General features: G+C 41.0%; 10 protein-coding genes and 1 pseudogene. All 11 read right to left on the reverse strand.

All coding sequences use genetic code 11. The features are described 5' to 3' along the window. Nucleotides 1-3: 3 nt before the first annotated feature. The 11 genes and pseudogenes from ACQKNS_RS00900 to ACQKNS_RS00950 all read right to left on the reverse strand — a co-directional run bounded on the left by ACQKNS_RS00900 (nucleotide 4) and on the right by ACQKNS_RS00950 (nucleotide 11,359). Nucleotides 4-903 (reverse strand): hydroxymethylglutaryl-CoA lyase, encoded by a 900-nt coding sequence (locus ACQKNS_RS00900; RefSeq protein WP_427640747.1) that lies wholly within the window; start codon nucleotides 901-903, stop codon nucleotides 4-6. 17 nt (nucleotides 904-920) lie between these two features. Then, entirely contained in the window at nucleotides 921-1,133 is a 213-nt protein-coding gene (locus ACQKNS_RS00905; protein ID WP_427640749.1) for an acetyl-CoA carboxylase biotin carboxyl carrier protein subunit, read from the reverse strand. 38 nt (nucleotides 1,134-1,171) lie between these two features. After that, complete coding sequence (locus ACQKNS_RS00910; RefSeq protein ID WP_427640750.1) at nucleotides 1,172-2,521, reverse strand: acetyl-CoA carboxylase biotin carboxylase subunit; 1,350 nt, start codon at nucleotides 2,519-2,521, stop codon at nucleotides 1,172-1,174. A gap of 12 nt (nucleotides 2,522-2,533) precedes the next feature. Beyond that, entirely contained in the window at nucleotides 2,534-4,171 is a 1,638-nt protein-coding gene (locus tag ACQKNS_RS00915; protein ID WP_427642094.1) for an AMP-binding protein, read from the reverse strand. A gap of 124 nt (nucleotides 4,172-4,295) precedes the next feature. Next, nucleotides 4,296-5,438, reverse strand: coding sequence for an acyl-CoA dehydrogenase (locus ACQKNS_RS00920; RefSeq protein ID WP_427640752.1), 1,143 nt, complete (start codon nucleotides 5,436-5,438; stop codon nucleotides 4,296-4,298). A 58-nt stretch (nucleotides 5,439-5,496) separates the two neighbouring features. Next, complete coding sequence (locus ACQKNS_RS00925) at nucleotides 5,497-6,147, reverse strand: TetR/AcrR family transcriptional regulator (protein WP_427642095.1); 651 nt, start codon at nucleotides 6,145-6,147, stop codon at nucleotides 5,497-5,499. Between the two features lie 178 nt (nucleotides 6,148-6,325). Further along, the gene (locus tag ACQKNS_RS00930; RefSeq protein ID WP_427640753.1) at nucleotides 6,326-7,084 is read right to left on the reverse strand and encodes a hypothetical protein; all 759 of its coding nucleotides are present in this window, start codon (nucleotides 7,082-7,084) and stop codon (nucleotides 6,326-6,328) included. A gap of 28 nt (nucleotides 7,085-7,112) precedes the next feature. Continuing rightward, nucleotides 7,113-8,159 (reverse strand): cytochrome d ubiquinol oxidase subunit II, encoded by a 1,047-nt coding sequence (locus ACQKNS_RS00935; protein WP_427640754.1) that lies wholly within the window; start codon nucleotides 8,157-8,159, stop codon nucleotides 7,113-7,115. 15 nt (nucleotides 8,160-8,174) lie between these two features. Next, the gene (locus tag ACQKNS_RS00940) at nucleotides 8,175-9,536 is read right to left on the reverse strand and encodes a cytochrome ubiquinol oxidase subunit I (RefSeq protein WP_427640756.1); all 1,362 of its coding nucleotides are present in this window, start codon (nucleotides 9,534-9,536) and stop codon (nucleotides 8,175-8,177) included. A gap of 986 nt (nucleotides 9,537-10,522) precedes the next feature. Beyond that, nucleotides 10,523-10,712 (reverse strand): annotated as a pseudogene (locus tag ACQKNS_RS00945) (glutamate dehydrogenase); the annotation flags it as partial. A 140-nt stretch (nucleotides 10,713-10,852) separates the two neighbouring features. Further along, nucleotides 10,853-11,359 carry an acyl-CoA thioesterase gene (locus ACQKNS_RS00950; RefSeq protein WP_214786697.1) on the reverse strand — a complete coding sequence of 169 codons (507 nt, stop codon included), beginning with the start codon at nucleotides 11,357-11,359 and terminating at the stop codon, nucleotides 10,853-10,855. Between the last annotated feature and the right edge of the window lie 534 nt (nucleotides 11,360-11,893).

An 11,893-nucleotide genomic window follows, 5' to 3' on the forward strand; every position in this document is an offset into this window, starting at 1 on the left:
CTCTTATTGTGCGTTATAAACAGCAATCTGATGGCTAGGCAATGGTTTTTTCAAAAAGTTTTGCATCATGGCCGCAGCCTTCATTAATTTTTCTGAATTGATTCCCGTTTGAATTCCCATTTTATGTAGCATATGGATCAGGTCGTCCGTTGCCACATTTCCGCTCGCACCTGGTGCATACGGACATCCTCCTAAACCTCCGAGCGAAGAGTCGAAAGTATCAACACCATAATTCAGTGATTCAAGGACATTTGCGAGTGCCATTCCCCTTGTATCATGAAAATGGAGGGCAATTCGGCTTATATCATATCTTTTTACTGCCTGTTCAAGGAACAAGGCAACTTGTTTTGGAGATGCCACCCCAATGGTATCACCCAATGAAACCTCATCGATTCCATGCTCAAACAGTTGATCACAAACACGGAAAACCTGATCGGTCGAAACCTCCCCTTCATAAGGACAGCCGAAAACGGTTGAAATATAGCCCCTAACCGTTTTCCCGCTGTTTGCTGCTGTCCCGATGACATCCTTCATTATTGGAAAGGTCTCGGAAATAGATTTATTAATATTTTTCAGGTTATGCGTTTCACTGGATGACATGAACACGGAAATTTCATCGATATTGGCTTCAAGAGCCGACTCCAGTCCCCTTTGATTGGGTACAAGGGCCGCATAAGTGATACCGGGATTGCGCTTTATTCCCTTAGCGACCTCAACGGCATCGCTCAATTGGGGAATCCACTTAGGATGTACAAAAGAAGTTACTTCAATATAAGATAATCCCGTATCAGAGAGCTGATCTATCCAATCCATTTTGCTTTGTGCAGGTATCATGACCTTTTCATTTTGCAGCCCGTCACGTGGACCCACTTCCTTAATTGTCACTTTTTCAGGCCAATTCATCTTACCCCTCCGTCCTTTTATTCAATGACGGCCAAAATGTCGCCCTCATTTACGAAATCCCCTTCATTCACTTTAAGTTCTTTGATGGTGCCAGCTTCTTCGGCCGAAATGGGGATTTCCATTTTCATCGATTCCAAGATAATGATGTCCTGTCCGTCTGTTACACTTTGCCCTTCATTCGCTACGATTTTCCAAACGCTTCCTGCCATGCTTGCCTTTAATTCTGCCATTTTACATTCCTCCTGATCATTAAGTTTTATAATATGCGTTATACAGTCAATTTTTTAATATATTTCGCAATGAAATCCGTAGTCGTATCTCCTTGGGAAAAAGCTTCATGAGAAATTATCTCCATAAGCAATGGAAGGTTTGTTTTTATTCCTTCTATTTTATAGTTTGCCAGCGCTTCTCTTAATCTCTTGATCGCCTTATCCCTTGAATCGCCGCTCACTACCAATTTGGCGATCATCGGATCATAAAAGTGGGATACGACGGAAGTTCCATGTACCGCCAATTCATGACGGATCCCTTCCCCTTCCGGAAGTTCCATGCTGGTGATTCTGCCCGGTGCTGGATAAAATGTTTTCGGGTCTTCAGCGTATATGCGAACTTCAATGGAGTGTCCATCCTGTTTAATTTCACTTTGAGTGAATTCCAATTTGTTGCCCGATGCAATGTTAATTTGCTGTTCGACCAAATCCAGCCCCGTAATTTCTTCGGTGACAGGATGCTCAACCTGAAGACGCGTATTCATTTCCAGGAAATAAAAGTTTTTATCACCATCAACTAAAAATTCGAGGGTGCCCGCATTGCTATAACCGATGGATTTTACCGCTTTGACTGCAGCCATTCCCATCTTGGTTCTTGTTTCTTCATCTAGGAAAAAAGAAGGGGCCTCTTCCACGACCTTCTGGTGGCGCCTTTGAACGGAGCATTCCCTTTCCCATAAGTAAACAGCATTCCCAAAGGAATCCGCCAATACCTGAATTTCGATATGACGAGGCTTCTCAATCAGTTTTTCTATGAACATATCTCCATTGCCAAAAAACAATTGGGCACGTTTTTGATTCCCTTCGAAGGCCTTGGTCAATTCATCTTCATTAGCAACGGCCTGCATGCCGATACCCCCGCCGCCTGCTGCTGCTTTTAACATGACTGGATAGCCAATCTTTTCGGCAACGGCTGCCGCTTCTGCACTATCAATTAACGGACGTGAAAATCCAGGCACCAACGGAAGTCCCGCTTGTTCCATCTTTTTCCGTGCCTCGACTTTATTGCCCATCTGTTGGATGATTTCTGGTTTTGGACCAATGAATATCAAGCCTGCTTCTTCGCATGAACGTGCGAAATCTGCGTTTTCACTAAGAAATCCGTATCCAGGATGAATAGCTTCCACTCCCGTTTTCTTAGCTATTTCCAAAATCTTATTGACGTTTAGATAGCTTTCCTGTACTCTCGGGCCACCCAATAAATATGCCTCATCCGCCAAACCCACAAATGGCGATTCCGCATCTGCTTCAGAATGGACGGCGACAGTAAGTATTCCCAACTTCCTGCATGTACGAATAATGCGTGATGCTATTTCTCCTCTGTTTGCGATAAGAATTTTTCGAATCATTCGATACCCTCCTTATTTAGTGCGTTCCGATAATAGATCAAGAGTTTGTTGCCTAAGCTTATACTTTTGGATTTTCCCTGATGCAGTCATGGGATACGCATCGGTAAACTGAATGTAACGGGGGATTTTATGAAAAGATATTTTCCCTTTGCAATACTCTATCAATTCTTTCTCCGTCATGATTTCTCCTGCTTTCAAAATGATCCATGCCGCTACCTCTTCCCCATACTTCTGATCTGGAACGCCGAGTACCTGGACATCGACAATTGCAGGATGTTGATAGAGGAATTCTTCGATCTCCCGGGGATAGATATTTTCCCCTCCGCGAATGATCATGTCTTTCAGCCTGCCTGTAATCTTGCAATAACCCCTTTCATCCATCACCGCCAGATCACCCGTATGAAGCCAGCCTTCCCGGTCAATCGCCTGCTCAGTGGCCTCTGGGTTATTATAATATCCCTTCATTACATGGTATCCCCTCGAACAGAGTTCCCCTTGTTTGCCCCGTTGGACTTCTTCCCCGGTAACTGGATCGACAATTTTCACTTCCACTTTCGGTAAAGCCCTTCCCACTGAGGAAACACGAAGTTCGATCGGATCGTCCGTTCTTGTCATCGTAATTCCTGGAGACGATTCGGTTTGACCATAAGTAATCGTGATTTCCGAGATTCCCATCTTATTCAACACGCTTTTCATGACTTCAATCGGACATGTGGAGCCTGCCATGATTCCAGTCCGCAATGAACTTAAATCAAACTTATCAAAGTCATCGAGATTAAGTTGAGCAATGAACATCGTCGGAACACCATGAAGTCCCGTACATTTTTCGGCTTCAACGGTCTGAAGGACTACTCGTGGATTAAATTCCACGATTGGCACCATTGTTGCCCCAACAGAAACCGAGGCCATCGTACCTAGTGAACAGCCGAAACAATGAAAAAACGGAACCGGGATGCAAAGCCGGTCAACTTCGGTAAGTTTCATGCATTCCGCGACATTCAATCCGTTGTTGACCAAGTTTGAATGCGTCAGCATTACTCCTTTTGGAAATCCTGTCGTCCCTGATGTATATTGCATATTAATCACATCATCGGGAGCCAATTCCTCCATCCTCATGTCCAGTGACTCTTCCGAAATGAATTCACTTCCGCTTATGACATCATCCCATGAAAACGTTCCGGGATAACGCGCTTCACCTAAAACGATGATATTTTTCAATTTTGGCAGTTTCTCAGATTGTAATTTTCCTGGTTCTGCATTTTTCAATTCAGGTACGATTTCATACAGCGTATCTATATATGAATGATCCTTATATTGTTCCATCAGGATGATCGTCGTCGAATCCGATTGCTTAAGCAAGTATTCCAGTTCACTTGTACGGTAATTAGTGTTGACCGTAACCAGCACCCCGCCCATTTTCGCGGTGGAAAATTGGGATATAAGCCATTCCGGTTTATTGGATGCCCAAATGGCGATATGTTCCCCTTTTTTTATATCGAGTGACATGAACCCCCTGGCCGCCTTTCGGCAAATCTTTTCAAATTCGCGGTAGGAATGGCGGAGTCCCAGTTCATGGTACACCACCGCTTCATTATCACCATATTGTTCAGCTGTCCTCTCAAGCAATTTACCGATAGTAATATCTAGCAAATCAGACATCAAACTCCTCCTAATCAAATAAAAGTAAGAATGAACACGTTTTGCTGTATAGATAAAATCTGCTTTCCACTAAAATGAACCAAAGCATCATCGTTCATTTTACGTTCCATAAAGATTAACAGCCTAATTGTCTGGCGATAACGATTCTTTGAATTTCGGATGTTCCTTCACCAATTTCCAATAACTTAGCATCTCTTAAATAGCGCTCCACTTCATATTCACGCATGTATCCAGAACCGCCATGTATTTGGATCGCTTGATTGCTGGCACGGAAAGCGGTTTCACTTGCAAAAAGCTTGGCGTATGCCGCTTCCTTTGCAAAAGGCTTTTTATTGTCTTTTAACCACGCCGCCTTATATACCATATTCCTCGCCAGTTCAATTTCCATCGCCATGTCTGCCAGCTTGAATTGAATGGCCTGGAAATTTGATATCGATTTACCGAATTGTATGCGCTCTTTTGAAAAAGCTAAAGCTTTATCAAAGGCAGCCTGAGCGATACCGACGGCCAAAGCTGCAATGGAAATCCTTCCTCCATCCAGAGTGAATAAGAATTGTTTGAACCCTTTGTCTGGATCTCCCAATAAATTTTCCTTTGGTACCCGGACGTTATCCAGAATGATTTCACAAGTATTGGAAGCCCGAACTCCCATTTTTTCATAATTGCTATTGATCGTAAGTCCTTGGGTATCCGTTGGCACGATGAATGCAGAGATGATATTCTTGCCCTTGGAATCTTTGCCAGATACAGCAGTGACGGTAACAGTTCTTGAATAGCTGGCATTTGTAATCCATGTTTTCTCACCATTGATCACATATTCATCACCTTTCAACACAGCAGTGGTTCTCGTACCGCCAGCATCGGAACCCGCATTGGGCTCTGTCAACCCGAAAGCTGCCAGAGTCTCACCGGTCGTGATTGGAACCAGATATTTTTGCTTTTGTTCTTCGGTTCCAAAATAGTAAATTGGACTTGCTCCGAGCGAAACTGCTGCAGCATAACTTAAGCCGGTTCCCCCGCACGCCTTGCCAACCTCTTCAACTGCAATGGCATATGAAATCGTATCTCCGCCCGAACCGCCATATTCTTCAGGAAATGGAATTCCAAGCAATCCGAGTTTCCCCATTTTTTTGAATACATCCTCCGCAAACATGGACTTTGCATCCAGCTCAATCGCAATGGGTTTAATTTCCTTTTCGGCAAATTCCTTAACCATTTCCTTAATCATCTGCTGTTCTTTTGTAAGTGAAAAATCCATGTTCATTCCCCTTTCAATTGAGACCGACTAGTTGGTCTGTACAAATCAAGTTAATTGTTTAATCGACAACAACATTGTTCTTCAGTAGAAATGGCTGGGTGATTTCTGCATCTTTTTCTTCATTTGTCAATAGGGCATTCAGAATTAAATCTACGTAAATATCACCGATTTCATCAATCGTTTTTCCACCGTCCCTTTTGTACCATTTGTAGGACCAGTTCACCATGCCTAGAATTGACATTCCGGTAATTTCCACTGGCAATTCGCTGCGGAACACTCCCTTGTCAATGCCTTCTTTAATGACGGAAAAAATGATTTCTTTATACATTTGACGCTTTTTTTTAATTGCTTCAACATAAGGTGGTTTTAAGTAAATGCTTTCTTGATAGAAAACTGAGATGTGTGGTTTATAGAGGTCAAAAACTTTAACGAATGATTGAATGATCTTTTGCATTTTTTCTGTTGGATGGGTACTTTCTGAAATGGCTTCCTGTGCTTTTATTAAAACATATGAAATAAAGTAATCATGAATGACAAATAGGAGTTCATCTTTGGAAGAGAAATGGTGATAAAACCCCCCCTTGCTAGTTCCGCATGCCTTAACGATTTCGTTAACGGAGACACCATGAAAACCATGCTGATCGAAGAGAGTCAGCGACGTTTCAATTATTTTTTCTTTTAACTCCGTAAGACTGCACCCCCTTTGTATCCGCTTACATTTAACAACATAAAAAGTGTGGTTATGTAGTTAATTTATTTAGATTTTACCAAATATTTAAAAATTGTCAATTTTTAAATATAAGCAAAAAAACAGCTCTCAAAGCCAAGAGCTGTCTTCCTGCCTTATTCAACTAAGAAATGCCTCATCTATTTCACAGACAAATCCACTATTTATTTCTTTCCTTGACCGGTTTAACTTGGGCTTTTACAAGCTGCCATCCATTGTTATACTTCCATACTGATTTGATTTCCAGAATCGAATCACGTTCATCGAATCCTTTTACATTTTGGACTCCCACAAGCGCTTTCCCTTTTCCAAAAACGTTCTTTAAGTCCAGGGAAGAATACGGATCAACCAAAAGCTCTGTCGGTTCATTTAATTTTCCATTTAGATAAATGCCCATTTCATCATAAGCTTGTTTTCTGGAACTGACATCTATCACCACAGGCTTCTGACCTTCTATAATGATTTCCGCTTTGTATCCGTCAAGAAATTGGGCCATTACAGGAACGGATGGAGGAATTTCCAGTTCCTTTACTTTTCCATCCTTGAACGTATAGGCGTAACTGGTTATCAACCTCTCTCTCCCTTCCATCAAAACCGTGACCAATACATCCTGAACCCCATCATTATTCAAGTCGGCAACCTTAAGGTCTGGATTATATCCAGCTTCAAGCGGGACGCTGATTGTACGGCGATTGCTTTCCACACTTAACTCAATTTTCTTCAGAAACTTGCTCCCTTCCTCATATGGCAAACCCTGAACCTGGATGATGTCTATTTTCTGGTCACCTGTTACATCTCTTTTTGTTGAAATATAAGTGCCATCGACCTGAAAATTTTTATCATGCGCTTCAACCGCTTGATAGCTCAAAAAGAGTGAGATGACTAAAACCGCATATTTTAGCAGATCTAACTTTTTCATAGTGATAACCTCTCTTTTCCAAGATGAACTAATTTGACATTTGCCGACGTTTGAACTTTCGACGCTGATCTTTCATGAAGATGGACCAGAAAAAATAGAATCCTGGCACTAATATCGCAAAGCCCACGATATAGGTGGCAAAAACGGCCCGGAAAGATGTTGGATCGGTAAATCCTGAAAGAATCGTGACATTTGGATATATGATATAAGGTAAATGTGCGATACCATAAACATAACTGCCGATTAAATACTGAATGATAATCGCTATTACGGCGACACGAGGCATCCCTTTAACCTCCTGCTTGGAAAAATGAGGTAAATACAGTGCTATCCCGCTAATGATGAAAAAAACGAGCGAGACGAATAACAATGCCGAGTTTTTCATCATTCCTTCATAAATCCAATTCGCTTCGTTTTTTAACGTGAGCATAACCAACAGAGCCATGACTAACATAAGCGGTCCCGTTATCATCGCATCCCTGCGATATATTTTGTATGCTTTCATTTCGTCTGCCTGTTTTGAGTAATCAGACAGGAGCAAAGATGATAAAAAAAGCGTGCTCATGATTCCAAACCCCACAAAAGCATACTCATTCGGACTCGTGAAAAGTTTAGATAGATTCAATTCTTCATTTCCTCTTACGCCTTCGACAAATCCAAGGTGGGTGATGGGCAATACACTGATTAATAACCCGGGTATGATCAATCCCGTCAATCCTGAGATATATGTTAACGCTTTTTCATATTTGTCTACGCTATGCGAGAAAACCAAGAAAGCGCTCCTAATACATAGCAGGACCAATATCAGGCTCGCAGGAACGATCAAGGCTACCCCAATCGGGAACACCGCACCAGGAAATAAACTGTAAATCGCAATAACAAGACCAACTACAAAAGTATTAGTCACTTCCCAAGTCGGTGATAAATAGCTATTTGCGATCTTCGTAGCATTTGTTTCTTCGTTTTTAATGTAAGTCATTGCCCAGAAGCCAGCGCCAAAATCCATAGAGGCCATGATGGCATAAAGAAATATAAAGCCCCAGACCAATGTTATTGCAAGAAGAGCATCACTCAACCGCCTTCCCCCCTTTTATGTATTCGAATCGAAATGCCTTACATCTTTCTGTTCTGCCTTATAAATATCATCCATAACGGAATGACGTTTGAAATAATACAAAAGTGTGAATACAACAGAAACGCATAAAATGATATATACAATAATGAACATCGTAAATAAAAATCCAAGGTTTTCGTACGAAGTGACTGAATCCTCCGTAGTCAGCATCCTGTATATCGTCCATGGCTGTCTGCCTGTACAAGCAAAAATCCAACCGCATTCAATCGAAATCACAGAAAGCGGACCTGCAGCAACAAACAGCCAGAGAATCCATTTCGGATAAGTCTCCTTTTTCAGCCATTTATTCCATACCAATGCAAACAGTGCCAAGGCGATTAAGCCGGAACCGATGACGACCATGGCGTTGAATAAAATATGGACATAAAGCGGAGGCCAATATTCTTCTGGAAAATCGTTCAAGCCGGTCACGACCGTATCGAAGCTATTACCGGATAGAAAGCTTAATAACCATGGGAATTCAATCCCATACTTCACTTTCTGGGCTTCCCTATCGGTATAACCGAACAAGGTAAGCCCGGCATGGTCCTTTGTTTCAAACAACCCTTCAGCCGCCGCCAGTTTCTCAGGCTGTTCCCTATATAAATGCTGTGTAGTCGCATGACCGTTCAGTGCCGTCAAGAAAGAAAAAACCAAACCCAATACAATACTGAGCCTCAATGCTTTTTGGTGAAAATTAAATTCAGCAGTGCCATATTTATTTTTCAGCATCTTATAAGCTGCAACGGCCGCTACGACAAATGCACCTGTCGTATAAGCGGTCAGGGCTGTATGACCTGCTGTCACCAAGAAACTTGGGTTGAAAAATGCCGCCCAAGGATCGACATCGACGATTTCCCCATTTTCAAACCGAAACCCAGCAGGTGTCCCTTCAAAAGCATGGACATTAGAAATCAAAACCGCCGAAGCCATTGCACCGAATGCAACAAAGAATAAACTCACGATACGGGCCCATGGCTTAATTTTTTCAGCAGCATACACGTAGATTGACATGAATAGCGCCTCAACCATAAATGCATAAATCTCGATCTGGAATGGAAGCGCCATGACACGTCCAATCACTTCCATGAACCCAGGCCATAATAGTGACAGCTGCACACCCGCAATCGTACCAGTCGGAATCCCGACCCCAAGCAAAACCCCTAATGTTTTGGTCCAGCGTTTAGCCATGACAACATACTGTAAATCCTTTGTCCTTTGATACATCAATTCCGCTGCCAACATCATCATCGGCAATCCGACCCCGATCGTTGCAAATATGATATGTACAGCCATATTCGTCCCGAACATCGCACGGGCCATTTGTATATGATCCATACTGTCTTCCTTTCTAATCTTTGTCTCTTGGTAGTATCTCCTCTGTAAAGGAAAATATTTAATAATATTCCACAAACTAAGTTTTCAAGATTTTGCAGAAAGACAGTATTTAACTTGATGGAGGTTTTGGTTATTTGTATTTCATGAATATTCTATCGAGGTTTATATTAGTATATTTACACTGGTTTATGGCTTCTTAACATTCCTTAGGTGCCGTCAAATCAGATCATTACTCCACTTCCACTCCACCAATACACCTGGTTGCCCTAATACGATATACTGCATGTTCCCTTCTATATTTCCCCGCCTGGTACCTGGCTGGCACCGTCAAAAAGCAAGATCGGTTGAAAGATTTCACTTAGAAACCTCCGTCCAAACCTTTTGGCTTGCCAGAACCATCTGTCAATTTATGGTTTCGGGCAACGAACAGGCCACCGAACAAACACTAACGATAACAATAGAGACACTCGCTAAATACACGAAATGTTCTTAATTTTCAATTTATATATTCACATGGCGCTAAATTAGAAAAGTCCATATTCAAGATTCCTAATCTTAAATACGCACCTTTTTATCAAATATTAGTCAATCATTTCAACAGGTTTCTTCCAGCACAAAGTTATCAAATAGACATTATGCGGCAAGCTGCTTACATGGCCAGGTGTAAAGATGATATTTGGAATCTCTCATTTATGTCTTTAGAAAGAGAGGTTTTTAGGGTGAAAAGAGTTATAGAACCTGTCAATTATCCTTGTTGTGGAAAAATTGAAAACATATTTGTTAGTCAGGGGCTTATTTTTATGAATGGGAAAAACGAAAGGTAGTTCATACAACGGACAATAAAAAAGTAGAAATGGAGACTCGTGTACGTGATTATGTTAATTAAGTAACAAAAAAATCAAATGTAATTTTTGTGCCATTCTTTCTGTCCAATAATAGCCTGATTGATTTGCATCCATTCAAGTATGCAGCCGTCAATCAACCAGACTAATTGTAGCCAAATTCCCTCGACTTAACCGATCTATTTCAAAAGTGGACATGTTACGGGGGGAACGTTACAAACAATAATCCTTAATTTTACATTCATCCATATGGATTCATCCTTTATTTCTGGATGAAAACGAACTCGTCCCTTTGTAGGACCAACTATTCATTATGTTGTGAATGATAGCCGGAGATAAGACTGGGTTGAACTTGGCAAATCTAATACTTCACTTTGCTTAATGTCCGGCTTTTCAAACTTGATCGATATTGATGGGGTTAACTCCACTTGCCTTCCATGCACCTAGTAGGTTATAAGTGTTATCATATGCAAGTTAAGGATAATCTACGTTCAAAAACATAGCCACATCTTTACTTTTTTGTTTTCTCTGTTGCCGCATACTTGCTCGATCTAATGCCGTTTCATGTAATTTTTTTTCTTCTTCTGTCTCCGGAATAACTTTTGGAACACGTGTTGGACGTTTATGTTCATCAAGTGCAACAAATGTTAATAGAGCAGTCGCTGCAATTCTACGAACACTGCTTTTTAAATCTTCAGCAATAATTTTAACGAAAACCTCCATTGAAGAAGTGCCGGTCCATGCCACATACGATATAAAACAAACTGAATCTGTAGTACGAATGGGGTGTAAAAAGTCAACTGAATCTGTTGATGCAGTTACACATTCACTTCGACTATGACGTGCTGCAGAAATGGATGCTACTTGATCGACATCACTCATTAATCTGCCGCCAAATAATGTATTATGATTGTTCACATCATTTGGAAATATTCGACTCGTTCTTATGACCCTTGATTCTCTGCAATATTTTGCTTCTATAAACCCGTCCTCCTAAAACATGGGACCTGAAATCATCACCTATGTAATCTTTTAGTATATGGTTATATTATGATACAATTTTGAGCTTTTTATCCTAAAAACACCCTCGTCGTACATTGCCTAGGAATGCGCAGCTTGCTTTCACCACCTGCTCAAGCCCATCCCTTGAAACAAATTCCCCTAAATGATCCAGTGTAAAAATCAAGCCTTCTTCACAAAATCATACTTTAAAAAGTTATTCTTTATATAGTAAAAACTCTATCATAGAATAGAGTTTTTACTATATGTTCAGGTTTTAACCGTTTTACGAATGATGATTATAGTGATATCCCCCCACCCTAGTAAAATAAAATAATTCAGAGGTCCGGAGTTTAAAACCTTTTTGTTACTTTTATGTACTCTCGGTAAAATATGAAACTATACTAACAATTGTCGCAATCAAAGTTCGGTTTCGAAAGAGCGATAATTGCTCAGTATTTAATATCCACTTTATTGCTTAATCAACTTTTATTGATCTATTTATATTGGCGGTTT

It is taken from the genome of Peribacillus sp. NPDC094092 (assembly GCF_050279365.1).
Taxonomy (GTDB): Bacteria; Bacillota; Bacilli; order Bacillales; family DSM-1321; genus Peribacillus.

Bases quoted from the DNA above. Each gene is read 5' to 3' on its own strand.
- ACQKNS_RS00940 (WP_427640756.1), bottom strand. From the start codon at position 9,536: ATGGATCATATACAAATGGCCCGTGCGATGTTCGGGACGAATATGGCT.
- ACQKNS_RS00910 (WP_427640750.1), bottom strand. From the start codon at position 2,521: ATGATTCGAAAAATTCTTATCGCAAACAGAGGAGAAATAGCATCACGC.
- ACQKNS_RS00930 (WP_427640753.1), bottom strand. From the start codon at position 7,084: ATGAAAAAGTTAGATCTGCTAAAATATGCGGTTTTAGTCATCTCACTC.
- ACQKNS_RS00920 (WP_427640752.1), bottom strand. From the start codon at position 5,438: ATGGATTTTTCACTTACAAAAGAACAGCAGATGATTAAGGAAATGGTT.
- ACQKNS_RS00905 (WP_427640749.1), bottom strand. From the start codon at position 1,133: ATGGCAGAATTAAAGGCAAGCATGGCAGGAAGCGTTTGGAAAATCGTA.
- ACQKNS_RS00900 (WP_427640747.1), bottom strand. From the start codon at position 903: ATGAATTGGCCTGAAAAAGTGACAATTAAGGAAGTGGGTCCACGTGAC.